General features: G+C 63.1%; 26 protein-coding genes. 23 read left to right on the forward strand and 3 right to left on the reverse strand.

Annotated elements, in window-relative coordinates; translation table 11 throughout:
- Positions 1-114: 114 nt before the first annotated feature.
- Positions 115-423: a hypothetical protein gene (locus HAP54_RS33380; RefSeq protein ID WP_224741665.1), complete on the reverse strand. Its 309-nt coding sequence runs from the start codon at positions 421-423 to the stop codon at positions 115-117.
- A gap of 43 nt (positions 424-466) precedes the next feature.
- A complete protein-coding gene (locus tag HAP54_RS33385) occupies positions 467-2,512 on the reverse strand; it encodes a 4Fe-4S binding protein (protein ID WP_166294564.1) in 2,046 nt (681 codons plus the stop codon).
- Between the two features lie 207 nt (positions 2,513-2,719).
- On the opposite strand from HAP54_RS33385, the gene HAP54_RS33390 reads away from it, so the two are divergent.
- From HAP54_RS33390 to HAP54_RS33475, 18 genes are all read left to right on the forward strand, one after another.
- Positions 2,720-3,427, forward strand: coding sequence for a biotin/lipoate--protein ligase family protein (locus HAP54_RS33390; protein WP_166306648.1), 708 nt, complete (start codon positions 2,720-2,722; stop codon positions 3,425-3,427).
- Complete coding sequence (locus tag HAP54_RS33395; protein WP_166294566.1) at positions 3,424-3,960, forward strand: DUF6505 family protein; 537 nt, start codon at positions 3,424-3,426, stop codon at positions 3,958-3,960. The genes HAP54_RS33390 and HAP54_RS33395 overlap by 4 nt, the downstream gene beginning before the upstream one ends.
- An 11-nt stretch (positions 3,961-3,971) precedes the next feature.
- Entirely contained in the window at positions 3,972-4,979 is a 1,008-nt protein-coding gene (locus HAP54_RS33400; RefSeq protein WP_166306651.1) for a DUF6352 family protein, read from the forward strand.
- Complete coding sequence (locus HAP54_RS33405; protein ID WP_166294568.1) at positions 4,976-5,491, forward strand: DUF3305 domain-containing protein; 516 nt, start codon at positions 4,976-4,978, stop codon at positions 5,489-5,491. Before HAP54_RS33400 ends, HAP54_RS33405 begins: the two co-directional genes overlap by 4 nt.
- Complete coding sequence (locus tag HAP54_RS33410; protein WP_166294570.1) at positions 5,488-6,147, forward strand: DUF3306 domain-containing protein; 660 nt, start codon at positions 5,488-5,490, stop codon at positions 6,145-6,147. The genes HAP54_RS33405 and HAP54_RS33410 overlap by 4 nt, the downstream gene beginning before the upstream one ends.
- 119 nt (positions 6,148-6,266) lie before the next feature.
- The gene (locus HAP54_RS33415) at positions 6,267-7,043 is read left to right on the forward strand and encodes a Cro/CI family transcriptional regulator (protein WP_166294572.1); all 777 of its coding nucleotides are present in this window, start codon (positions 6,267-6,269) and stop codon (positions 7,041-7,043) included.
- A 29-nt stretch (positions 7,044-7,072) separates the two neighbouring features.
- Positions 7,073-7,282, forward strand: a complete 210-nt coding sequence (locus tag HAP54_RS33420; RefSeq protein ID WP_166294574.1) for a twin-arginine translocation signal domain-containing protein — start codon at positions 7,073-7,075, stop codon at positions 7,280-7,282.
- Between the two features lie 11 nt (positions 7,283-7,293).
- On the forward strand, positions 7,294-10,239 hold the full coding sequence (locus HAP54_RS33425; protein ID WP_166294575.1) for a formate dehydrogenase subunit alpha: 2,946 nt from the start codon (positions 7,294-7,296) through the stop codon (positions 10,237-10,239).
- A 13-nt stretch (positions 10,240-10,252) separates the two neighbouring features.
- On the forward strand, positions 10,253-10,849 hold the full coding sequence (gene fdh3B / locus HAP54_RS33430) for a formate dehydrogenase FDH3 subunit beta (protein WP_166204147.1): 597 nt from the start codon (positions 10,253-10,255) through the stop codon (positions 10,847-10,849).
- 32 nt (positions 10,850-10,881) lie between these two features.
- Positions 10,882-11,883, forward strand: coding sequence for a formate dehydrogenase subunit gamma (locus HAP54_RS33435; RefSeq protein WP_166294577.1), 1,002 nt, complete (start codon positions 10,882-10,884; stop codon positions 11,881-11,883).
- A 634-nt stretch (positions 11,884-12,517) separates the two neighbouring features.
- Positions 12,518-13,180, forward strand: a complete 663-nt coding sequence (locus HAP54_RS33440; protein ID WP_166294579.1) for a response regulator — start codon at positions 12,518-12,520, stop codon at positions 13,178-13,180.
- A 61-nt stretch (positions 13,181-13,241) separates the two neighbouring features.
- Positions 13,242-15,011, forward strand: coding sequence for a hybrid sensor histidine kinase/response regulator (locus HAP54_RS33445; protein ID WP_166294580.1), 1,770 nt, complete (start codon positions 13,242-13,244; stop codon positions 15,009-15,011).
- Between the two features lie 458 nt (positions 15,012-15,469).
- On the forward strand, positions 15,470-16,201 hold the full coding sequence (locus HAP54_RS33450) for a sulfite exporter TauE/SafE family protein (RefSeq protein ID WP_166294581.1): 732 nt from the start codon (positions 15,470-15,472) through the stop codon (positions 16,199-16,201).
- A 232-nt stretch (positions 16,202-16,433) separates the two neighbouring features.
- The gene (locus HAP54_RS33455) at positions 16,434-16,634 is read left to right on the forward strand and encodes a hypothetical protein (protein WP_166294582.1); all 201 of its coding nucleotides are present in this window, start codon (positions 16,434-16,436) and stop codon (positions 16,632-16,634) included.
- A gap of 190 nt (positions 16,635-16,824) precedes the next feature.
- A complete protein-coding gene (locus tag HAP54_RS33460) occupies positions 16,825-17,019 on the forward strand; it encodes a hypothetical protein (RefSeq protein ID WP_224741664.1) in 195 nt (64 codons plus the stop codon).
- A 202-nt stretch (positions 17,020-17,221) separates the two neighbouring features.
- Positions 17,222-18,490, forward strand: coding sequence for an NHLP bacteriocin system secretion protein (locus tag HAP54_RS33465; RefSeq protein ID WP_166294584.1), 1,269 nt, complete (start codon positions 17,222-17,224; stop codon positions 18,488-18,490).
- A gap of 12 nt (positions 18,491-18,502) precedes the next feature.
- Positions 18,503-19,435 (forward strand): cysteine peptidase family C39 domain-containing protein, encoded by a 933-nt coding sequence (locus HAP54_RS33470; protein ID WP_312022797.1) that lies wholly within the window; start codon positions 18,503-18,505, stop codon positions 19,433-19,435.
- Positions 19,436-19,461: 26 nt separating this feature from the next.
- Positions 19,462-20,730: an ATP-binding cassette domain-containing protein gene (locus tag HAP54_RS33475; protein ID WP_283843173.1), complete on the forward strand. Its 1,269-nt coding sequence runs from the start codon at positions 19,462-19,464 to the stop codon at positions 20,728-20,730.
- On the opposite strand, the gene HAP54_RS33480 is transcribed toward HAP54_RS33475, so the two are convergent.
- Positions 20,676-21,044 (reverse strand): hypothetical protein, encoded by a 369-nt coding sequence (locus tag HAP54_RS33480; protein WP_166294585.1) that lies wholly within the window; start codon positions 21,042-21,044, stop codon positions 20,676-20,678. The two genes, HAP54_RS33475 and HAP54_RS33480, sit on opposite strands and share 55 nt — an antisense overlap.
- A gap of 198 nt (positions 21,045-21,242) precedes the next feature.
- On the opposite strand from HAP54_RS33480, the gene HAP54_RS33485 reads away from it, so the two are divergent.
- From HAP54_RS33485 to HAP54_RS33505, 5 genes are all read left to right on the forward strand, one after another.
- Positions 21,243-23,633, forward strand: a complete 2,391-nt coding sequence (locus HAP54_RS33485) for an NHLP bacteriocin export ABC transporter permease/ATPase subunit (protein ID WP_166294587.1) — start codon at positions 21,243-21,245, stop codon at positions 23,631-23,633.
- Positions 23,634-23,698: 65 nt separating this feature from the next.
- Positions 23,699-24,208 (forward strand): cyclic nucleotide-binding domain-containing protein, encoded by a 510-nt coding sequence (locus tag HAP54_RS33490; protein WP_248114412.1) that lies wholly within the window; start codon positions 23,699-23,701, stop codon positions 24,206-24,208.
- 260 nt (positions 24,209-24,468) lie between these two features.
- A complete protein-coding gene (locus HAP54_RS33495; protein WP_166294590.1) occupies positions 24,469-24,642 on the forward strand; it encodes a hypothetical protein in 174 nt (57 codons plus the stop codon).
- A gap of 45 nt (positions 24,643-24,687) precedes the next feature.
- Positions 24,688-24,888, forward strand: coding sequence for a hypothetical protein (locus HAP54_RS33500; protein WP_166294592.1), 201 nt, complete (start codon positions 24,688-24,690; stop codon positions 24,886-24,888).
- Between the two features lie 32 nt (positions 24,889-24,920).
- Positions 24,921-25,115 (forward strand): hypothetical protein, encoded by a 195-nt coding sequence (locus HAP54_RS33505; RefSeq protein WP_166204157.1) that lies wholly within the window; start codon positions 24,921-24,923, stop codon positions 25,113-25,115.
- Positions 25,116-25,134 lie beyond the last annotated feature (19 nt).

Genomic DNA, 25,134 nt, shown 5'->3' on the forward strand with positions numbered 1-25,134 from the left:
AAAGCTTCATGCAGCTAGAGCGTTTTCGAGCGAAGTGGACACCGGTTCGCGTGAAGAAAACGCGTCAAAACAAGAATCTAGAGCTTCGGTTCTGATTCAATCAGAACCGAAGCTCTAGAAGCCGGGCCATTTCTCTACCGGGAGGCTCGTTATGTTCGGATACTCCTTGATCAATCTAATGACGTCGACGTTTGGATGTTCCTTCAGGGCCTCGGAGACGCAATTGTTCACGTATTTCCGGCGCGCGAGCCACTTGACCTTCCTGCCCTTCGCCTCCGCCTTGCAGGCAACGATCGCCTGTTTCAGGGCGATCTTGTCGGCTTTCGACAGGCGCGCGGCTTCGACGGGCGCCGGCATCATCCCTGCGCCAAGGGCAACTACGACGGCAACGAATGCAAAATGAGCTTTGGTGAGATGAGACATGGTGCCCCTCCTAAGTGTGCCGCTTCCCACAGTTGAATTGGTCCTAATTCTTGGTTTCCCGTTCGCGCAGATAATCGTCGGTCGTTCGAGGCGCCGCGCGTTGTGGTACGCCGGCAAACGGGTCGAACTGTTGCTCGCTCATGGTGATCACGCGGCAATCCGCGCACATTCTGACCGTATCGAGCCGCTTGTCTCCGGCGGGATACATCCAGTGCCGGCCCTCGAGCTTCGCCGCGATCTTCTCAATCGTGCTCTTCACGCCAAACGGCTTGTTGCAGCGGATGCAAAGCGCCGGCTCTTCCTCCTTGATGATCGTCGCCGGGGCCCTGGCGGCACGGAAGTCGATCTGCGGCTTGAGCGTGATCACCTTTTCCGGGCACGTGCTCTGGCACAGACCGCACTGCACGCAGGCATCTTCGACGAATTTGAGCACAGGACGCTCGGGATCGTCGCGCAGCGCACCGGTCGGGCAGGCCGACACGCATGACAGACATAGGGTGCATCCCTCCACATTGACGCTGATCGCGCCAAGTGGTGCGCCTTCAGGCAGCGCGATGACGTCGACAGGCGACGGCGCCAGGCGGTGCAACTCGTGGAGCGCGAGGCGAAGCAGTTCGCGCCGTTTGCCGACGGACCGGAAGGTCGCGGGATGCTCGACGGTCGGCGCTGGCTCGATCGACCAGAGCGTCTTGCCGAGTGCGTCGGGATCGTCGGTTTCGATTGCTTCGACCCTGCGTCCTGCGAACCCAAGTCCTTTCAACCCAAGTCCTTTCAACCCAAGTCCTTTCAACCCAAGTCCTGCAAACCCAAGTCCTGCAAACCCAAGTCCGGAGATAATCGCATCGGCCATCGCGATCGTCTTGAAGAGGCCAGCGACGTCATGCCGCGGCTTTGCGCGAAGGAGAAAGCGTATCCCCGCGGCACCATAGGCGAAGGAAGCGACGACGGCCTCGAGCCCAACCTGCGTCACCTCGTTCACCGCGAGCGGCAGCACGCTGGCCGGCAGCCCGTCGCCATGGCGGGCGAGCGCATCGATCAGCGCAGTGCCGTGCTGGCTATCGTGGAACAGGACGACGGCATTGGTGCCGCCGGCTGCGTGATAGGACAAAAGCATCGCGCGCAATTTGTGCAACAGCGCGTCGGCTGGCGGCAGGGCATAGGTTGCCGCGCCGGTCGGACAGGCCGCGGCGCATTGGCCGCATCCGGCGCAGACCTCCGCATTGATTTTGACGTGATCGCCATCCGGTGTGATCGCCCCGGTCGGGCAGAGATCGAGGCAGCGATGGCACCCCGTTAGCTTCGACCGCGAATGCACGCAGAGCTCTGGGGTGAAGTTGACGTATTTCGGCTTGTCGAAACTGCCGACGAGATCGCGCGCCTTGAGGACCGCGCGCAGCATTGCGGGCGGGTCTGCGGGGTCGACGCGGAGATAACCTTCGCGCAAATCATGCGCGGGAAAAAGCGGCATCCCGCCGGAAAGATCCAGGATGAGGTCGCAGCGCGACGTCAGGCCGTTGCGCGGAGCCTCGAACAGCAGCGCCTCGCGCGAGGAGGGGCGAGCCGCGGCATAGTCGTCGATCACAAGCTCGAAGGCGCCCAGATGTCCCTTGGCGTTGCGAATCGTTCCCTTGACGATCGGGAACGATGTCGTCGCCGGTGGTGCAATCTGCGCTGGCCGCGTGATCATGACCGTCACGTCGAGGTGATCTGCCAGCAGTTGGCCCGCTTCAACCGCGACGTCATCGCGGCCGTAGATCAGGATCACGCCCTCGCTCGACAAGGTGACAAACGGGTAGGCTGGTACGGGCTCGGATGCTGCAGCGAGCAGCCCCGCCATTTTCGGCCCCGCCTGTCGCCCTTCCAGGGACCACCCTGCGGTCTCCCGGATGTTGACGAACTCTGTTCTTTCCGAGCGGCCTTCCATCGCATCGGCGAACAGCGGCGCCTCCTGGGTGCAGCCGACGATCATCGGGCCCGCGACCTTCGCTGCATCGCGAAACCGATCCAGCTCGGCTCGGCACAGGTGTCGGAATTCGGCGATCTCGCTGTTGCGACATCCCCGCTTGATCGCAGCAGTGTCGAGACGCATCGTGTCTTCGCACGAGCAGATCAGGATCGTCTTCGGCGAATCCGGCATACGCGGCTATTCACCTCCCAAAGCGGTCGGGAACGAGGGGCGGACTCGCGCCGTCCCCGTTGCTCGGATAAGCTATTATCACATGGGAAGAAATGGAAGCTGGAGGTCCGTCTGTCGCCGACCGTCCGCACGCGCTCATCGATCCTGGAGCCCGTTGACCTGCCTCCGCCGTTCACACTGGTGAGGCTGCGCGAGACGCGCGATGCCTTCGCCCATGCCATCGATATCGCGGAGGAAAGCGGGGCAGGTACGCTGACCTATGTGGGGCGCTTCGATCTTGCTGAGTTCGCCGTCGTGCTCGAACCCGCCGAGCCCTTGTGCACCGCGCGCCGCGCCTTCTATGCCGCCATGGTGGCATTGACCGACGCCTTGCGCGCCTATGCACCCCCGAACAAGGAGGTCGCCATCGATTGGCCGGATGCGGTCCGTGTCGACGGCGGGCTCGTCGGTGGCGGCCGGCTTGGCTGGCCATCGTCTGCGAAAGAGGATGAGCCGCCGCGCTGGTTGGTGTTCGGTGCCATGATCCGGACGGTTGCGATGACCGAGGCGGAAGCGGGCGTGCATCCACTCGTTTCGGCGCTCGATCAGGAGGGCTTTGGCGAAGCCGGCGCGGTTCAAATCACGGAAAGCTTTGCGCGGCACCTGATGCTCGCGACCGAAACCTGGCAAGTCGACGGTTTTGACGCCCTCGCGCGCGAATTCCTGAGCCGGCTGACGGACGAACGGCAGACCTCGCGCACGATCGCTGACAACGGCGATCTTCTGGTGCGCCGGGTTGGAGCAGATGGGACCGAGCGGCGCGATTTGAGGAAACACCTGCTATCGTCCTCGTGGCTCGATCCGAAGCTCGGAGGGCTGCGCCTGTGAAGCTCTTGCGCACCATTGCGCTCGATCCGTCCGACACGTTCGTATTCGACGTGCCCGCGGAGCCCGGCGAATGGGTGGTGCCGGGCGCGTTCCGCTTCCTTGATCGGGATTTGGCGCAACTGGACGGTAAGGACCGGTCCGCGTTCCGCGGCGGCTTTCTCGGAGTGCAATCCTGGGGTTGGTCGACGCTGGCGCAGATCGTTCCCGCGACCGCGGACGATCGCCGCGCGCTGGTGGAGCTGCTGGCGAAGCGGCTCGTCGAACGGTTCGGTGCGCCGGATCTTGCAACCGCGCGCGTGGCGGCGGAGGAGGAGGTTGCCTTTGCGCAATCGCTCTGTGCCCATCCGATCAGCACGCTGATTGCCGTCCATCGCTCGGTGCGGGATGGCGAGGTCCGCGAGTCCTTCCGGAGCTTGCGGCTGCGCGAGGGGCAAGGGCACGGCAAGGCGTTCTCGTTCATGGAGGTGGAGGATGATGCAGAACCCGGCGGCGATCTCGATCTTGCCGACATGAGCAAGGAGCCGGGGCGATGAAAGATTTGGCGATGAAGGATTTCTGGATCGCCTGCGGCCACCATCTGCTCGATCGCAATGCGAGCGGCGGGCTCGTTGTCACGGATGAATACCTGAAGGCCTATTTCGCGCGCCCCGAGCTGATGCTGCCGGATGATGCGTGCGCAGTCGAGCGTCGCCTGCACCGGCAATTGCTGGCCGATCCGCGCCTCCCGGTCGGAGACACGGAGGTGGCCGCGATCGGCGATGCCGACGCGCGGGAAAATTGGCAATTCGTGCTGGCATTTCGTGACCTCCTGCTGCGCCATCCGACGCTGGAGGCGGCCTATCTCGCGACGGTTCGTTCAGGTTCGGTCAATCTTCCACCGCTGTTCATGAACCAGCTGGTGCATGTGATCCTGCGCAATGTACTCGATCGCTGCGAGGATCCGTTTCAGCTGCGTGCAGCCGAGTTGTTCTTTCGGCCGCAACGGATCCTGCCGCACGAGCATTTGCTGCTCCTGGGCGACGATGAAATCCTTGGCGGGCGTAGCCCGACGCCGGTACTGTCGCTGATGTCGATGCTGGGCGCGACGAGCGATACCCAACTCGACGTTCTCAGCGAGGAGGACGCCGACGGCTATTGGCAACGCAGTGACCAGTTCGATATGGCGCTTGATCTGACCGGCGGAGGGCGGGGGCAGGCCGCGCTGGCCGACGCGATGCGGCGCTGGATCTCGCATCTGCTCGGGATCGATGTGACGATCGAGCCGCTGACCGAACTGCGCAACGCAGAACTCACCTGGTATGTGGGCCTGGATTCCGAGGCGACCCGCATCGGCGACCGGCTTTGGCAGGGCGAATCCCTCGACGATCGCACCGCGGGGCGCGTGCTGGCGTTGTTTCGGCTGAGCTTTGCGGATCCCGGCCTGGTCGTCGACACCGCCGGGCGCACGCCAGCCTATCTGATCCTTGCGATGACGTCCGATCAGGTCGTCCGGATGAAACCCCAGAACTTGCTGACGGGACTGCCAGTCAAGCATCTGGAGGCCGTGACATGAGCCCCGTCGCCGAGCCGCTGGTCCGTATCCCCGTCGGCGTCGTGGTCGAACGCCGCAGAGCGGATTCTCCGTGGATCGACGTCGTCTGGCGCAGCGTCGGGGTGCTGCCGGACGACCCGGAGATGACGCCGTGGACGGTGATCCGCGAGCAGGATGGAGTGACGCTGTTCTACGCCGGCAGTGCGACAGTCGATCTCTACCGCTCGGAAACCGATCGCTACCGCGACAATCTCACCTCCGGTGCGCCCAGCATCTGGATTGTGTTGAGCCCTGCCGAGGGAGCCCCGCCCTACCTCCTTTCCGCGGTCACGGCCGATCCCGCTGAAGGGGAGGCGTTCACGGGGGCCGGTGCCAATCTCGTCGAAGCGGTGCCGATGCCCGAGGTGCTGCGCCAGGCGATTGAAGATTTCATCGCCGAGCACCACGTCGAGAAGGAGTTCTTCAAGCGCGAGCGGAGCCGCGCCGATCCGGAGGCGCTGGCGCAGCGGCGCCGTGACGGTGGACACGAATGAGCGAAGACGACTTTCTGGCGCGCTGGTCGCGACGCAAGCAGGCGGCGAGGGACGGTCACGCTGAACCGAGACCTGAACCACCCGCCGAAGCGAATGCGCCGGCGGTGGCCGGCCCTGACGTGGCGGAGCCCTGTCCCGCCGAGTTGGACTTGTCGAGCCTGCCGCCCATCGAATCGATTGATGCCGCGACCGACGTCTCGGCCTTCCTTCGCAAGGGCATTCCTCAGGAATTGAGCCGTGCTGCGCTTCGCCGGGCCTGGAGCGCCGATCCTGCCATTCGCGACTTCATTGGGCTCGCGGAAAATGCCTGGGACTTCAACGATCCGACCGCCATGCCTGGCTTCGGTCCGCTGGACTATTCGGCCGAGCAGGTTGACGCACTCGTCCGCCGCGTTGTCGGGGACCTCGTGCAGGCCGCCGAGAATGCGACTGACGCGATCGAAGGGACTGTCGAAGACGCCATGCGACCGACCGTTGCTGCGGTCGACGATTTGGCGCAAGCATCAAATCCGGTGAAGGCGCGCCCGGATCTCTCACTGTCCGATGAGTCCGCAACCGCGGAATTGCCCCCAAACTCTGCTGCACCGCAACTGCAAGGCGCGAGCGAAGAGACCGCCGTTCGGCGCCGCACACATGGTGGCGCGCTGCCTCGATAGGGTGCGACCAAATGCTATAGCCGCAGGCTATGTCCATCGATTGACCGCCCTCCGGCACCCGAATAGTCTTTGTTAAGCAAACGCAATCAAGCGCTTGGCCCCTAGGATGGGAGGGCGGCGTGCGCGATGCGGGCCTTGAACGTGCCATCGATGCCGCGGGCGGCGTAGCCCAGCTAGCCCGGAAAATCGGTATTGCCCAGCCCTCGGTGTCGAACTGGAACCGGGTGCCGGCGCAACGCGTGATTGCAGTCGAAGTCGCGACGGGCGTCTCGCGAAAAATTCTTCGTCCCGATCTCTATAGCGAGCTTGCGATATCGGACATGCTTGATCCGATCGAAGCCGGACGCGCGCAGGAATACGCACTGCTTGCGACCCTGCTCTCGTCGGCGCCGTCGCGAGACCTCCTCGAAAAGATCGCGCAACTGAACGGCGATGTGACGCCGCTTGGGCGTGCCCACTCCGCTCTAGCGGAGGCCGCTTCGATCGCGGTCGCAACCGAGGTCGAGCGCGAATATTTTGACCTGTTCGTCGGCGTTGGGCGCGGCGAGCTGCTGCCCTACGCGTCCTACTATCTGACCGGCTTCCTCAACGAGCGCCCGCTGTCGCGACTTCGTGACGATCTGGCCGCGCTTGGCATCGAGCGGGTGGAGAGCAATCCAGAACCCGAGGACCATGCGGCGACGCTATGCGAGATCATGGCGGGCCTTGTAGCTGGTCGTTTCCCGGCGTCGCTCGCAGCACAGCGCGTCTTCTTCGAGAAGCATGTGTCCCGCTGGATCGGACGTCTGTTCGCCGACATGGCGAGGGCCGAATGCGCCAGGTTCTATCGAGCGGTCGGAGCGCTGGGATGCGTGTTTTTTGAGATTGAAACAGAGGCCTTCAAGTTTGCCAATTGATCGGCTGCCCCGGTCCAAGGAGAGGTGCAATGAGCGATGAGAAGAAAATGACGGCAGGCCGCCGCGACTTCCTTCGCAAGGTCGGAATCGGCACGGTTGGTGCAGGCGCCGCGCTGGCAACCCCCTTGATCGCGCCGGCGAAGGCCGACAGCGAGACCGAAGCTGAGAAGCGCAAGGCGCGCTACAGGGAAACCGAAGACGTGAAAGCGTATTATCGCGTCAATCGCTATCCACGGTGAGGGAGGCGGCCATGCTGATCAGGAGAACACAGCGTTCCGATTCCGACCGACGTGGATCCGTCGCGGCCCTCCTGTCCGGGCAGACTGGCGGCCTCGACCGCCGCACATTCCTGCGTCGGTCCGGTCTTGCCGGCGGGGCGCTCGCTGCGCTCAGCACGCTGCCCCTCGGTGGCGTTCGCGAGGCGGAGGCTGCCGCCGCCGGGCCGCTGACCGCGGGAGCGACGGCGCGCAAGAGCATCTGCACGCATTGCTCGGTTGGATGCACCGTGACTGCGGAAGTGCTGAACGGCGTATGGATCGGCCAGGAGCCGACCTGGGATTCCCCGATCAATCGCGGATCGCATTGTGCCAAGGGCGCCTCGGTGCGCGAGCTCGTGCACAGCGAGCGCCGGCTGCGCTATCCGATGAAGCTGGTGGGCGGGCAGTGGACCAGGGTCTCCTGGGAGGCCGCGATCAACGAGATCGGCGACAAGCTGCTGGAGGTCCGCGAGAAGTCGGGACCCGATTCCGTCTATTGGCTCGGATCGGCCAAGATGACCAACGAGGGATCCTATCTGTTCCGCAAGCTCGGCGCGTTCTGGGGCACCAACAACACCGACCATCAGGCGCGTATCTGCCATTCGACGACCGTCACCGGCGTGGCCAACACCTGGGGTTACGGCGCGATGACCAACAGCTTCAACGACATCCGCAACGCCAAGACCCAGATGATCATGGGCGGCAATCCGGCCGAGGCGCATCCGGTGTCGCTGCAGCATCTGCTCGAGGGCAAGGAGCTGCAAAAGGCCAACTTTATCGTCATCGACCCGCGCCTGACGCGAACCGCGGCGCACGCGACCGAGTATGTCCGCATGCGGCCAGGCACCGACATTCCGGTGCTCTACGGCATGATGTGGCACATCCTGCAGAACGGCTGGGAGGACAAGGAATTCATCCGGCAGCGCGTCTACGGTTTCGACGATCTTCGCAAGGAGGTCGAAAAATGGAATCCTGAGGAGGTCGAGCGCGTTGCCGGCATTCCCGGTGAACAGCTCAAGCGTGTCGCGAAGATGTTCGCAACGGAAAAGCCGTCGACGCTGATCTGGGCCATGGGTCAGACTCAGAAGACGGTCGGCACCGCCAATGTGCGGGCGAGTTGCATCCTGCTCCTGATGACTGGAAATGTCGGCGGACCGGGCATGGGCGCCAACATCTTCCGCGGCCATGACAACGTGCAGGGCGCGACCGATGTCGGGCTCGATATCGTCACGCTGCCGTTCTACTACGGGCTCGCCGAGGGCGCGTGGAAGCACTGGTCGCGGGTTTGGGAGGTCGACTATGACTTCCTGAAGTCGCGCTTCGACTCCAAGCAGATCATGGAAGCGCCCGGCATCCCGCTCACGCGCTGGTTCGAAGCGGTGACGTTGCCGAAAGACCAGGTCGCTCAGAAAGACAATGTGCGGGCGGTCTTCGTGCAGGGACACGCCTCCAACAGCATCACCCGCATTCCGGAATCCCTGAATGGTCTGAAGGCGCTCGACCTGCTTGTCGTCGCCGATCCGCATCCGACCACCTGGACCTCGCTCGCCGTGGAGGCCGGGCGCAAGGACGGTCTCTACATTCTCCCGGTCGCCACCCAATTCGAGTGCAAGGGGTCCCGGGTCGCCTCGAACCGCTCGCTGCAATGGGGCGAGCAGATCGTGAAGCCGATCTTCGAATCCAAGGACGACCTCGAGATCACCTATCTGCTGGCAAAGAAGTTCGGCTTCGCCGACAGGATGTTCAAGAACATCAAGGTCGAGAACGATCTGCCCGAGGCCGAGGACATCCTGCGCGAAATGAATCGCGGCAGCTGGTCGACCGGCTATTGCGGGCAATCGCCCGAGCGTCTCAAGGCCCATATGAAGAACCAGGCGAAGTTCGACATGCTGACGATGCGGGCTCCGAAGGACGATCCGGAAGTCGGCGGCGACTATTACGGCCTGCCCTGGCCGTGCTGGGGCTCGCCGGAGGTCAGGCATCCGGGCACGCCGCTGCTCTACAATACGAACCTCGGCGTGATGGACGGCGGCGGTACGTTCCGGCCGCGCTTCGGCATCGAACGTGAGGAGAAGCTGGCCGACGGCTCGACGCGGAAGGTCAGCCTGCTCGCCGACGGGTCCTATTCGAAGGATTCGGAAATCAAGGACGGCTATCCGGAATTCACGCTGGCGAGCCTGAAGAAGCTCGGCTGGGACAAGGATCTGACGGAAGCGGAGATGGCCACGATCAACAGGATCAATCCGGCCACTCCCGACGCGGTGTCGTGGTCGCTCGACCTTTCGGGCGGCATTCAGCGCGTCGCGCTGATGCATGGCTGCGTACCTTACGGCAACGGCAAGGCGCGCATGAATGCGTTCGGGCTACCGGATCCCATTCCGGTTCACCGCGAGCCGATCTACACGCCGCGCGTCGATCTGGTCGCCAAATATCCGACGCTACCAGACGCCAAGCAGTTCCGCATGCCCAACATCGGGTTCTCCGTGCAGAAGGCCGCGGTGGAGAAGGGGATCGCCAAGCAATTCCCGCTCATCCTCTCCTCGGGCCGCCTGGTCGAATACGAGGGCGGTGGCGAAGAGACGCGCACCAATCCGTGGCTCGCCGAACTGCAGCAGGACATGTTCATCGAGATCAGTCCCGTTGATGCCGCCGATCGCGGCATCAAGGATGGCGGCTGGGTCTGGGTGAGCGGCGCTGAAAACAACGCGCGTGCCAGAATGAAGGCGCTGGTGACCGAACGGGTCGGGAGGGGCGTTGCGTGGATGCCCTTCCACTTCGGTGGTTGGCTCGCGGGCAAGGACCTTCGCGGCAATTACCCGAAGGGGACCGATCCGATCGTGCTTGGCGAAAGCGCCAATACGATCACGACCTATGGCTATGATCCTGCAACCAATATGCAGGAGACCAAGGTCACTCTCTGCCAGATCGTCGCAGCCTAGAGGAGCAACGCACATGGCTCGAATGAAATTCCTCTGCGACGCCGACCGCTGTATCGAGTGCAATGCCTGCGTCACCGCCTGCAAGAATGAGCATGAGGTGCCCTGGGGCATCAACCGGCGCCGCGTCGTCACGATCAACGACGGCAAGCCCGGAGAGCGATCGATCTCCATGGCTTGCATGCACTGCACCGATGCGCCCTGCGCGGCGGTCTGCCCGGTGAACTGCTTCTACACCACCGCCGATGGCGTCGTACTTCATTCCAAGGATCTGTGCATCGGCTGCGGATATTGCTTCTACGCGTGTCCGTTCGGCGCACCACAATACCCGAAGATCGGCAATTTCGGCTCCCGCGGCAAGATGGACAAGTGCACGTTCTGCGCCGGCGGCCCCGAGGCCGACGGCAGCAAGGAGGAGTACGAGAAGTATGGGGCCAATCGCCTCGCCGAGGGGAAACTGCCGCTCTGCGCCGAGATGTGCTCCACAAAATCATTGCTCGCCGGCGATGGCGAGATCATCGCCCAGATCTACAAGGAACGTGTGATGAAGCGCGGCTACGGCTCAGGCGCCTGGGGCTGGAAAACCGCCTATCGCGAGACGATCGAATCCTGAGGGCGGGTTCGCGCAAATACCGGGAGGAGCTCATGGCGTCTCTGGCAAAATACATGCATCTCGCCCTGGGCGCATGGGCGCTTGCGTTGATCATCACGGCGTCGGTGCCGTCCGTCGCCCAGCAGGTCAATCCGACCGCAAGCGCGGTGAAGGAGCAACAGCTTCTGCAGGAACTCAACCGGATCCAGGGACGCGTCAGCATTCCCGATCAGCGGTCAGGCGTGCTGGAGCAGCCGGCGGGACGCGAGTGGCGCGAATTCCGCAACGTCACCCTGCGCTGGGTCGGCGGAGTTGCCATCCTCGGCATGCTGGTGGCGCTCGTCGCGTTCTATCTCATCCGCGGCATGGTCCGCCTCCAGAGCGGGAGGTCGGGGCGCACGATCGTGCGCTTCGGCGCCTTTGAGCGCTTCGTGCACTGGATGACGGCGACCTGCTTCATCATTCTGGCAATCTCCGGACTGAACATCACCTTCGGCCGTCCGCTGCTGTTGCCGCTGATCGGCCACGAAGCATTCTCCGAATGGTCGCAATGGGCGAAATACGCGCATAACTATTTGAGCTTCCCGTTCACCATCGGAGTGGTGCTGATCTTCCTGATGTGGCTCGGCGGCAATATCCCGAACAAGGTCGATGTCGAGTGGATCAAGCGCGGCGGCGGTATCGTGGGGCACGATCATCCGCCGGCCTATCGTTTTAACGCCGGACAGAAGGCGGTCTACTGGATCGTCGTGGTGGGCGGCGCTGCCGTTGCGATCACCGGATATGAGCTGATGTTCCCGTTCTACCTGTCCGGCATCGAAGGAATGCAAATGGCCGCGGTGATCCACGCGATTGTCTCGGTCCTGTTCGTCGCGGTGATGCTGGCCCACATCTACATCGGCACCATCGGTATGCAGGGCGCCTTCGAGGCGATGGGCCGTGGCGTCGTGGACGTCAATTGGGCGAAGGAGCACCACAGCCTGTGGCTGGAGGAGGAGACGCGCGCCGCGGCCAATGATGCGCGCTCGAAGCCGGCCGCCACGGCGGCGGAGTAGGAGCAACGCCGCCCCGGGGGCGAGATCGCTAAAGCCGCACGGCCGTCGTTGCAAAGGCCTCTGCGACCGGCTCTTGCACGCGGTCAAGGACCGCGGCGCTGACTCCCGCCACAACGACGGCGGCCGCGCAGGCGAGCAGGAAGGCTCTCATAGCTATCCTCCCAAAGAGATCGAGTGCAGCGAGAGATTACACAAAATCGATCGTCGCGGACAGCGCTGTTTCCCCACGCCGTTGCGTCGACGCTTGCTTCTGACGCATCGCAGCTGCCGGCATCACAGCCATTGCCGTCGTGGCGCGTTATCGGGCACCGGTGATGCAAAATGCGACTCCGTCCCTTGGTCGCGTAATCTGGCAACCGCGCCTCGCACGGCACGGATAACAGATGTCGAGGTGATGACGAGCCCGTTGATGGAAGATCAGGACGCGGGCGGCGGCCACCATAAGGAATCAAATCTCCCGGTGGATCGACCAGGGTCCGCGTCCGCCCGGCGCCAGCCGCGCAGCACGGCAATGGGCATTCAGACGATCACTGCAAAATGACCAAGCTGACCAAACTGGCAAATGGATTTGTGAATCGAAATCCTTGATTGGAGTTGGTTGATACCCTAATACCGTCATCGGCAGGGGTGATGCATGTGCGGGCTGGTTAAAGCGATCATTGCTGACGATCACGCCGTGGTTCGGGAAGGGCTGAAACAGCTTCTGTCGACCGTGGACCAGCTTACAATCGGCGGAGAAGCCGCCGACGGCGAAGCCGTTCACCGGCTGCTGAACGAGAGCTCCGCCGACCTTCTGATACTCGATCTCGGCATGCCGGGTGTGGGCGGGTTTCAGTTCATAGCGAAGCTGAAAGCCGAATGGCCTGAGCTGCGCGTTCTTGTCCTCACCGCCAATGTTGAGCCACGTTCCGTTCGGGCAGCCTTTTCCGCGGGCGCGAGCGGCTATTTGACCAAGAGCGGCGATCCGTCGGAGCTCATCGCTGCAATCGATGCCATCAGGAAAGGCAACGCCTATGTGGCGGAGGATGTTCGCTTTGCGGTGGACCAGCATGACGGCCTGAATGAAACCCCGGAGCCCACGGCTGCGATCATATCTCCGGTCACGCTGACAAGGCGTGAGCGGCAAATCCTGGGGATGATCCCTCACGGCGCCACCAGCCGCGACATCGCCAACCGTCTCGGCATCAGCCTGCTGACCGCCCGGAAGCATCGCGAAAACCTGATGCGGAAGCTCGATCTGCATAGTGGTGCCGAATTGACAGCCTACGCGATCCGTCTCGGCCTTCCAGCGGGCTAGCTAGCGCAGCTGCAACTGGCGAACGAAGCCGCCGCACCTGTCGGCGCGTGGAGAGGTTTCGATGCAAGAAGACAAGATACGCGAGGCGCTCGTCGAGCTCTTGTATCGTAATTCCTATGGCGTGGTGGCCTCCAACGTCCTGATCTCCCTGGCGGCGGCGTACGTCCTGAGGAACACCGTACCGGCGAGCTGGTTGGTCGGATGGCTCGGTGCGCTGTATCTGCTCACCGCCATACGCGTCCTGGCGGCGCGCCGGTTCTTCAGCCGGAATCGAGAACCAGCGTCTGTGTTGCGATGGGCGTGGCTCGCGGCTTCTTTTTCCTGCGTGTCGGGCCTGCTGTGGGGAATGCTCGGCTGGGTCGGGTTCGTTCCTGAACAGCCCGTTCCTTTTTTATTCACCGCTGTTGCCTTGACCGGTCTGGTCTGCGGCACGGTTCCGTCGCTCTCGGCCTTTCCGCCGGCTCTGATCGGCTCGATCATTGCAACGGTGCTGCCGGTCATGGCGCGCTCCTTTATCAATGGAGGTGATGCCTCCGGCGCATATCTCGCCCTGCTTACGGGGCTTGTGGCCATCAATTTCTACTACTGCCGCACGACGCACCGCATGCTGCGTGAGACCATCAGGTTGCGTCTGGAAAATGTCGAGCTCGTCAGCAACTTGCAGGAAGAACGCGACCGCGCGCAGGCGGCCGATCGTGCGAAAACGCGTTTCCTTGCGGCGGCAAGTCATGACCTGCGCCAGCCGATCCATGCCTTGAGTCTGCTGATCGCCACGCTCGCGGCGCTGGGTCACCGCGGCGCTGTCCAATCCGGCGATGCACGCGATCTGGCTGGCAAGGCAAAATCCATTGTCGGCAACCTCAGCGCCCTCCTGAACGGACTGCTCGACATCTCCCGGCTCGATGCCGGCGTCGTCACTGTTGCGAAGGAGACGGTGAATCTCTCCCAGCTGTTCTACCAGCTCAACAACGAGTTCGCTTCCGTTGCGAAGGATCGCGGCCTTGATTGGCGTGTCGTTGAAAGCCGTCTCCAGGTGGACAGCGATCCCATGATGCTGAAACGGGTGTTGGGCAATCTGCTGTCGAACGCCTTTCGCTACACGGGATCCGGCGGCGTTCTGCTCGGCTGCCGCAGGCGCGGCGCGTCGGTGGAAATCCAGATATGGGATACCGGCCCCGGCATCCCCGCAGATCAGCAAGCAATGGTCTTCGAGGAGTTCGTGCAATTGCAGAACCCGGCGAGGGATCGCACGCAAGGGCTTGGCCTCGGCCTCGCCATCGTTCGCCGCACCGCCGCGCTGCTGCAACATCCGGTGAAACTGGTCTCCGTCACCGGGCGCGGCTCGATGTTTTCCGTTACGGTTCCGCAAGCCAGTGCGGTGGCGGCTCCCTTGCCGGATAGCGCGGCACCACCCGCAGCCATCGCCGTCAACATCATGGTCGTGGAAGACGAGGAGGATGTTCTCGATGTCATGGTGCAGTTACTCACGCTGCAGGGACATCGGGTCTATGCCGGCCGATCTGCCGCTGAGGTGCAACAGATTCATGCAGAGGCGATGATAACAGGCGATGCACCGGTCGATCTGATCATCGCCGACTACCGCCTCGGAGATGGTGCTACAGGCCTGGAGGCAATCGAGGCTCTTTGCGCCCATATCGGCCGCTCGGTCCCTGCCTTTATCGTAACCGGCGATACCTCGCCGTCGCGCATCAAGGAAGCGACCGCCAGCGGTTATCGTGTTCTGCACAAGCCGATCAGCGGCGAGGAATTGCACGATGCGATCGTCACAGCCTGCGTCGATGGCCAGGAAGCAATCATGAGTGATTGCTGAAACATTAGACGACGAAATACGACATCTGCCGTATCGCTCGCGAATCAACCCAACGATATCCTTCACCCCAACTGGACGCGCTTGAACGGCCGCCGATCTCGAACCCGGCTGTTGGGAGCAGGAGTGTGCCATCAACGAGGGCTGTCAAGACGGGCAGCTTCGCTCCGAGCGCGTACGGGAAGGCAAGTTGGATATGGCAACGACCGATAGCTCCCACGCCCGGCGGCCATCGCCAGCTCTCAAGGCGTGGACAATCGCCGTCCTGGCCGGCTTCGGCATTTTTCACGTGGTCGGAGGATACATGCTGCATCACGCGCCGAGGTTCCGACCCATCGATACGGCAACAACGGCGGTCCAAGGCGACTAAATGGATTGGCTGACGCCACGCGCGTGAGTTCGGACGCCCCCCACGCCGTCCGGCCATCGCCGGCAATCACCGTTCTCCAGGAAGCGATACCATGTCAGACGTAGCGGTTTATTTGGTGCTGAGTGGGGCGGTTTTTGCGGGCGCGTTCGTTTCCGGCCTTTCCGGATTTGCGTTCTCGGCGGTCGCCGGCGCGATCCTGCTCCACGTTTTTCCGCCTATCGAAGCCGTGCCTTTGATGATGGCGTGCAGCATCACCGTGCAAGCCGCCAATCTGTTTGCGCTCCGCAAGAGCATGCAATGGAAAACCAGCCTCGTTTTCATCGCTGGTGGACTATTGGGCATTCCGATCGCGATCTATCTTCTGCAGAATGTGGATACCGGGATGTTCAGACTGGGCTTTGGAGCTCTCGTATCGCTTTATGCGGCATATGCCTTGTTGCGGCCAACGGCTGTCTATTTGCGTCAGATGGACAGCCGGAGCAGGAACGCGCTGGTGGGGGTTGGTGGCGGGCTGGTCGGGGGGCTGACTGCGATGCCCGGCGCACTTCCGGCGATCTGGTGCGACATCCATGGTCTCCCGAAAACTCAGCAGCGTGGCCTGGTCCAACCCTACATCGGGGTGATGCAGCTTTTCGCCCTCGCGCTCATGTTTTCGCACCATAGCCTCTCGCTCAAGGTCTTGATCGACTTTGGCATTTCGCTGCCCGCCTTGGCCGCTGGGACGGCCGTGGGTATCGTCTTGTTCGGACGCGTCAACGAAGCGGCCTTCAAACGGATCATCCTGGGTCTGTTGCTGTTTTCGGGACTTTGCCTCGTGATTTAGAGGGGGTCTCGGTGGAAAGATGCGGGTGGTTTTAAGCTGAACATCTCACACCGAGTCGCCACCTGCGGCGGCGCAGGGCCTTTCGACATTAACCTCCTGATCGACGACGAAATACGACATCTGCCGTATCGCCCAGCGACCGGGATAAAGATATGAAGCCCGGTCATGGGGACGAAGTTCGTCTCGAGCATTCGCGTGAGACGCCTGGCATTGATGAAACGGGAGATGGAATATGACCATTGCGCAAGATGCGAATAAGCAAGGGGAAGCTGAGGGCCTCGAGGGCGCCGCTCAGGACAAAGCTTCCGAAATCTCGTTGACGTCTGAAAAGGATGCGCTCGGCGATAGCTCCTTGGACGATGTGTCGGGCGGCGTTTGGCCGTTCAATAATCTGGCGGCTGCCAGCTACGCCAGCACAGGCGGGGGAGGTTGACCAAGAAGGCACCTGAGCCGACGACGGCTCGAAGAGGTCACCGCCGCCGCGCATCGGACCGGAAATGGTCGATCTCGTTGATATCGGCATGTCCGCTTTGCTCCTTCCTGGAGGAGCGGACATGAGTTGAGCGCAGGGTTGCAACGTCGGGCTAGCCCCGATCAGTATTGATCAAGGATGGAGATTGAATATGACCAATGAGCAGGACACCAATTCGAAAGCGCAAGCCGATGCTGGCGTGAGCCTCAAGGACGACGCTCAGAGCAAAGCCTCCCAGATCTCGGCGACGTCCGATGCGCTCAGCGACAGCTCCCTGGACAAAGTGTCAGGCGGCGGTTGGCCGTACGCAACCTTGCACTCCGCTCAGGTCTCTCCAACCATCTGATCTCGGGGTGAGGGCGGGATCGGTCTGGATATGACCGGGCATTTGGGATGACCGATGGTCGCGCGCGGTGAGCGTCGCTCTCTTCTCTCGGCGGCATTTGACCGCCGCGAGATAACGATGCCCGCCAATCAGGCATTGCGCTTCGCATGACGCGGCGAGCGGACGATGTCGGAAGCTGTTCGCCGGTGTTTGCGGGGGCTGCGTGAAAAGGGAAACGGAGCGAATCTTTCGGGCAGCGGCCATCGAGCGGCTTTCGAATCCCGAACAGCTCGACCATGTTGTCGGCGTCACGCGCCCGTTCGACTGGATGGCTGCCGCGGCGCTGGCACTTGGTCTTGCCGTGCTGGTTGCCTGGAGCGTGCTCGGCCGCATTCCAACCCGTGTATCCGGTGATGGCATTTTGTTGAGCAGCGGCGGTCGTCTGGTCGACGCCGTGTCCGCGGTCAGCGGCAAGCTGGCCTCGCTCGAGGTCGGCATCGGCGATGTCGTCCGCCGCGATCAGGTGATCGCCCGGATCGTCCAGACCGAGACCGAGCAGCGGCTTCAGCAGGCGAGGGATGTCCTGCGCGAGCGCGAACGCGAACATGCCGAGCTCGCCGGGGCGATCTCGCGGGAGATCGATGCCAAGCTTGCCAATTATGCGGCGCAGGAGGCAGGTCTGGGCAACGTGATCGCGGCTGCCGAGAAGCGCACCGCCTATCTCACGGACGAGGTGGCCAAGCTCGAGCCGGCGGCAGCGAACGGAACTGTCACGCGCAGGTATCTCGAGGACCGCCGCGTCGAACTCAACAATGCGCGGGAACGCATCACCGACGCAAGGAACGACATTCTCAAGCTCAATGCCCAGCAGCTGGATCTGCAGAGCCAGCGTGAGCGCGATCGGCTGCTTTCGGAATTCAAGGTCAATGATGCGAAGCGGACGGTTGAGCAGCTTGCGGCCGAGCTGGAGCGAGGATCACGGATCCTCAGTCCCGCCGACGGGCGTGTCGTCGAACTCAAAGTGTCCAGCGGAGCCGTGCTTGCCCTGGGTACGCCGGTTATCGAAATCGAGACCGCGGGACAGGTCCTCGAAGCGACGGTCTACATGCCGCCGGACCGTGGCAAGAACATCAGGCCCGGCATGGAGGTTCGTGTCGAGCCGAGCACCATCAAACGGGAAGAATACGGCGCGATTGTCGGCAATGTGGTGGCGGTCTCGGAATTCCCTGTGACGCCCCAGGGCATGCTGGCGGACCTGCACAACGATGCATTGGTCAAGCGCTTTTCGCAGGACGGCGCGCCCTATACGGCCAAGGTGACCCTGGAGCGCGATCCCTCCACCGTCAGCGGGTATCGCTGGACCTCCGGCAAGGGGCCGCCGATCCAGCTCTCGACCGGTACGCTGACCCGGGCCGAAGTTACGACGCGCGAGCAGCAGCCGATCGATCTGGTGATTCCGCTGATGAAGCGGCTCAGCGGCATTGGCGGTTAGGATCGGCAGTGCATGACCGCGTCATCGCGCCAAACCGATGCCCGGCCGGCGCTCCTCGATCGCCTCGGCAACTGGATCAGGCGCATCCCGCTGCCGGTGCGACGGCGTTGGGTGACTCCCACGGTATTCCAGATGGAAGCGCTGGAATGCGGCGCGGCCTCGCTCGCGATGATCCTGGCGTATCACGGTCTCTGGGTGCCGCTGGAAAAGCTGCGCGAAGCCTGCGGCGTGTCCCGGGACGGCAGCAAGGCCAGCAACGTGCTGAAGGCCGCGCGGCAATTCGGACTGACGGCAAAGGGGTTCAGGAAGGAGCCGGCAACGCTGCATGAGCTGCCGATGCCATCGATCATCCACTGGAACTTCAACCATTTCGTGGTGCTCGAAAGGCTGGATTCGGATTTCGCCTATCTCAACGATCCCTCGACCGGACGCCGCAAGGTCGGTCACGATGAATTTGACGCGGCCTTCACGGGCGTTGTGCTGGCGATGGAGCCGGGCCCCGACTTCAAGCCGGGTGGTCGCGAGCCCGACCTTGTTCCGGTGCTGCTGCGGCGACTGTCGAATTCGTTGGGGGCGGTGCTGCTGCTGGTTGCACTCAGCATGGCGCTGGTGGTGCCCACCATCCTGGTTCCGGCATTCGCGAAAATCTTTGTCGATGACGTCCTGATCAAGCATGTCGAGGGCTGGTTCACACCTTTGCTGATCGGCATGGCGATGACAGCCGTGGCGCGGGCGCTGATGACGGCATTTCAACAGTCGCTGCTCCTGCGCATCCAGACCAAGCTCACGGTGACGATGGTCAGCCAGTTGCTCTGGCACGTCCTGACCCTTCCGATGGAATTCTTCACCCAGCGGCACTCCGGCGACCTCGCCAACCGCATAGCCGCCAGCGAACAAATCGCCCAGCTGCTTTCGAACGGGGTGGCTGCCAATGCGCTGAACTGATCGCGGTCGTCTTCGTCGCTGTGACGATGGCGTTCTACGACGGTTTGCTGGCCACGATCAGCATCGCCATGGCTCTCCTCAATGTCCTCGTCCTCAGGCTGGTCGCGCGCCAGCGCGAGGACCTCAACCGCAAGCTGTCGATCGAACGTGCCAAGCTGAATGGAAGCACCATCGAAATCATCCGCACGATCGAAACGATCAAGGCCGGCGGCCTGGAAGATGACGCCTTCGCGCGTTGGGCGGGGTTTCAGGCCAAGGTCCTGAACGCCGAGCGTGATCTCGGCGTCTACTCCACCTTCCTCGACACCTGTCCGATCTTCCTGACCGGATTGACCACCGCGATCGTGCTGGGGGTGGGGGGCCTTCGGATCGTCGACGGCGCATTGACCATCGGTGGCCTCGTCGCCCTGCAGGCGCTGCTCACCAGCCTGGTCGAGCCGGTCAACGCACTTGTGCAGCAGGCCGCTGTCTTCCTCGCCATCAAGGGCAACCTGTTCCGGATCGAGGACGTCTTCAACTATCCCGCCCGTCCCCTGGTGCCGATCGAGCGCGCGCCCGCAACGATGCCCGCAAAACTGTCGGGCCGGGTCGAGTTGAAGGACATCTCGTTCGGCTATTCGACGCTCGAGCCGCCGCTGATCGAGGATTTTTCGCTGGTCGTCGAGCCCGGTCGCCGCGTCGCGCTGGTCGGCGCGTCGGGCAGCGGCAAATCCACCGTTGGACGGCTGGTCAGCGGACTCTACCGGCCGTGGTCCGGCGACATCCGCATTGACGGCTGGTCGATGGCCGAGATTCCCCAGGCGATATTCACCAACTCGGTTGCCTATGTTGATCAGGAAATCCTCCTGTTCGAAGGGACGGCCCGCGACAACCTCACGCTCTGGGACCATACCGTGGCTGAAGCCAGCGTGTCCCGGGCGCTCAAGGATGCACTGATCCACGAGGAGGTTGTCGTCCGGGCCGGCAACTACGATTGCCACGTGGCCGAGGACGGCAGGAATTTCAGCGGCGGCCAGCGGCAACGGCTCGAGATCGCACGGGCGCTGGCAGGCAATCCTTCCGTGGTCGTCCTCGACGAGGCCACTTCCGCCCTGGATCCGATCGTCGAGAAGGCGATCGACGACAATCTCCGGCGCAGGGGATGCACCTGCATCATCGTCGCGCACCGGCTCAGCACGATCCGCGACTGTGACGAGATTCTTGTGATGAGCAACGGGCGGGTCGTGCAGCGGGGAACGCATCAGGAGCTGCTCGCCGAGGGCGGCGAATATGTCCAGCTGGTGTCGAGCGAATGAACCGCGTCTACCAGCCTCCCGCCCTCGAAACTCCGCTCTGGCGCGAAGGCGCGGCGTCTCGCCCAGTCGGGCTCGAGAGCCACCGACCGCTGCCGATCAATGACCTCGATCTCGTTCTGCACGTCGTTCGCGGCTATGTCGACCTGTTTGCCGTCAGGGAGAGCGCCAGCGGCGAGCCGAGCCGGCGGCATCATCTGTTTCGGGTCGAGCAAGGCGCGGTGGTTTTCGGCCTGCCCGGCATCGGCGATGGAAACGGAAATTCGGTGGCCGTGATTGCGGTCGGCGGTCTCGAGACCGAAATCGTGATCGATCATCGCGGCCGTTTTGCCGATCGGGACGCAATCGACGCATGGACCGCGCTTGTGTCGGGAGTCATCGCAGCGTCTCCTCAAGGAGCGGTCGTGCAGCAGGCCGCGATCGGCTCGCGATACGCATTGGCAGCCGGCGACATTCTCAGGCTGTCCGGCCGGCGGGTCGGCTGGATCGGGATTGAGCGTGGGACCATCGGCGTGATGGAGATGCCGGCGCCCCATGGCTCCAGGGAGTGCCCCGCGCCGATGCCGCCGGGAACGTGGATCGTCGCCCGCGAGGAGGCGACGCTGGTGGTGCGGGACAGCACGGCATTCCCGCTTGCCGAGATATGGGCCGCGCTTGATCGATTCCATGCACGTGTCATGGAAGGCCTGTGTCGCAGGATCGACGAGGAAACCCTCGCGGAGGCCGACCGCCTGCGCCTGCGCTCGAACCTCAACCGGCTACGGACCTGCAGCATTGTCGATCGGCTTGCCGGTATCATTGCTGCCGAGCCCGGATCAACGCAACCCGGCGCGGTTGGTGCTAGCCGTCTGCTCGCCGCCTGTCGGGAGGTCGGAGCAGCGCTGGGCATATCGCTCCAGGCTCCGGCCAATATGGCGTTCGACCATGATGATCTTGCGAGCGCCGTGAGGATCGCGGAGGCGTCGCGGGTGCGGACGCGGCGGCTGTTGCTGCGCGCGGACTGGTGGAGCAACAGTGCCGGTCCTTTCGTGGCGTTTCTCGGCGAAGACCGGCGGGCCGTCGCGATCCTTCCGGGGGCGGGCGGCCGCCACATCATCGTTGACCCCGGCGCCGGCACGCGCCGTGAATTGACGCGCGCAACCGCCGCCGAACTGGCGCCCGAGGCGGTGATGTTCTATCGCCCGCTGCCTTCGGGGGCTCTGACGGTCCGCGATCTCCTGAAGTTCGGCGCCGCGACGGTCCGGGCGGATCTTCTGCGGATCATTCTGGCGGCCCTGTGCCTCGGTCTTCTCGCGCTGGCCACGCCGCTGGTGACCAAGCTGCTGATCGATTCCGTGCTTCCGCGCGCGGAGGTCGACCAGCTCCTGATCTGCGCCATCGCGCTCATTGTCGTGACGCTGGTGACCGGCGGATTTCAGGTGATGCAGGGCATCGCCATGCTTCGGCTTGAGAGCCGGCTGGACTGGGTATTGCAGGCGGCGGTGGTCGACCGCCTGCTGCGGATGCCGGCCGGTTTTTTCCGCAACTTCTCTGTTGGTGACCTCGCAGACCGCACCCTTGGTGTCGAAGCCGTCCGCACCATCGTCACCGGCCGCGCCATTCGCGGATGTCTGGCGTTGGTGTCCAGCGCCTTCAGTTTTGCCGTGATGCTCATCCTCGACATCAGGCTCGGCCTGCTGGCCGCGGCGCTCGCCGTGCTGCGCGTCGCAATGGTGGTCGCGATCAGTCTGGTCCGGCTGTCGGAGGAGCGCGAGAGCCTTTATCAGCAGGGATGGCTGGAGGGGCTGGTGCTACAACTCCTCACCGGCGTCGGAAAACTGCGGATCGCCAATGCGACCATGCAGGCGCTCTCGATCTGGGTCGAGCGCTTTTCCAGGCAGAAGCGCCATTTTATCGCATCGCAGCGTGCGGGAAACCTCCAGAAGAGCCTCGAGGCGGCGTTTCCGGCGTTGGCGACGCTGCTCATCTTTGCCCTGGCCCAGACGACTTCAGGCGCGCGGCCGGTACACGAGCTTGGTACGTTCCTGGCATTCTATGCGGCGTTCGGGCTGTCGCTCGCCGCGGTCGGCGAGTGGGCGCTGGCGCTCGGAGAACTGCTGGTCGCAATCCCGAGGATCGAGCGGATCAAGCCGATCATCTCGACGGCGACCGAAATCAGCGACGAGCGGAAGTCGGTTGGCGAGATCGGCGGCTCGATCGAGTTTGCCAACGTGTCGTTCCGCTACGGCGACAGCGGGCCGCTGATCCTCGACGATGTCAGCCTCAGCGTCGGGACAGGAGAATACCTCGCCATTGTCGGCCCGTCGGGAAGCGGGAAGTCGACACTGTTCCGATTGCTTCTCGGGTTCGAGAAGCCGGAGTCCGGCGTGATCTTTGTCGACGGCAAGTCGCTCGAGACCATCGACGTCGGCTTGTTGCGCCGCGACGTCGGTGTCGTGCTGCAGAACTCCAGGCTCGCCTCCGGCAGCGTCTATGAAAACATCTGCGGCGCAGCCCAGCTATCGATTGACCAGGCCTGGGAGATCGCACGGCTGGCGGGATTCGACCGCGACCTCGAGGCCATGCCGATGGGCATGCAGACACTCGTTGCAGAGGGCGTCAACACGCTCTCGGGTGGCCAGCGCCAGCGATTGCTGATCGCACGGGCGCTGGCGCATCGGCCGCGGCTCTTGCTGATGGATGAGGCCACCAGCGCGCTCGACAACCGGTCGCAGGCCATCGTCAGCGATTCGATCTCACGGTTCAACCTGACGCGCGTCGTCATCGCGCACCGGCTCAGCACCGTTCAGTCGGCGGACCGGATTGTCGTACTGGACGGCGGCAGGATCGTGCAGACCGGCAGCTTTGCCGAGCTGATGGCGCGGCCGGGCCTGTTTGCGGATTTCGCAGAACGTCAACTGATCTAGGGGGCACCGATATGCGCAAGGTCCTCTTCATATTCGGCGTGCTGAATGACTCCGACATCGAGTGGATGGCCCGTGCCGGCGCCCGCCGCGGCATCGGGCGGCAGGACGTCCTGATCGATGAAGGCGTGCCGATCTCGTCGATCGTCCTGCTGTTGCAAGGACGAATGGGCGTGAGCGTGTCCGGCATCGGCGAGATTGCCCAGCTCGAGGCGGGCGACTTCGTCGGCGAGATGTCGCTGGTCGATTCAGCGCCGCCCTCGGCCACGGTGGCTGCGAAGGTCGATTCGGTTGCCCTGTTCCTGGACAAGCAGCTCCTGAAACGAAAGCTCGCGGGAGATCACGCCTTTGCCAGCCGCTTCTATCGCGCGCTGGCCATCCTGCTGTCGGACCGCCTGCGCGCCACCGAGCGCAGGATGGCCTACGGCGAGCAGGAAAGCGGTCTCGGCGACGAGACGACCCGGTTGAAGGACGAGCTTGATCCTGCCGTGCTCGACCAGGTGTCGATCGCGGGCGAGCGATTCGACCGCCTGCTCAAGCTGGTGGAGGAGGTCGCGATGAGGGACGCCAGATCCTGAGATCGAAGGCAGGGCCTTTCGAAGGGGAGGCCTTTCGACGAGGGGACCTTTCGACACTTCCCCGTGACCGACGACGAAATACGGCATCTGCCGTATCGCTCGCAAATGGATCCAGCGGTAGCTTTCCCTCTCAAGCGTAGGAAACAAAGGGCGACGCCGGGGAAATCGGTTTCCTAAGCCCTTAATTATCAAGGAAATGACGCCATCGGCGCGTCGCGACTTAGGGCTTAGAAGATCATCATTTGAATTGGAGATTGAGCATGACCAATAAGCAGGACGCGAATTCCAAGCCGGAAGCCAAATCCCTCGATAGCCTCAAAGAGGCCGCTCAGAACAAAGCATCCCAAATCTCGACGTCTGAAAAGGATGCACTCAGCGACGGTTCGCTGGACGATGTGTCCGGCGGTCGCGTGCCTCCGACCCACGGGTTCTGACGTCCGGCCATAGCGCTTGGCATTGATCAGAGTTGGAGATTGAACATGGCCGATCAGCAGGACACGAATTCCAAAGGGCACGCCGGACCTGGCGAGAGCCTCAAGGACGGCGCGCAAAATCAAGCCTCCCAAGTCTCGCCGGTGGCTGATGCGCTCAGCGACGGCTCGCTGGACGATGTGTCGGGCGGCGGTTGGCCCCTCAATACTTTCTCGAGCAGCGTCTACCGCCCCACGAACGGTGGCTAACCAATCAGCTTCGATGAAGGTAGAGATTGGACATGACCAACAAGCAGGATGCGAATTCAAAGGCGGGGGCCGAACCTCGCGAGAGCCTCAAGGACGGTACGCAGCACAAGATTTCCTCGACGCCGGAGAAGGATGCGCTCCGCGATGGCGCGCTGGACGATGTGTCGGGCGGCGCTTGGCCGTACTACACCAACACGGCTTCATCCGGGGGGACGCCGGGGGGCTAACCGCTCGGTAAACCGTTTT

The organism is Bradyrhizobium sp. 2S1 (assembly GCF_011516625.5).
Classification (GTDB): domain Bacteria; phylum Pseudomonadota; class Alphaproteobacteria; order Rhizobiales; family Xanthobacteraceae; genus Bradyrhizobium; species Bradyrhizobium septentrionale.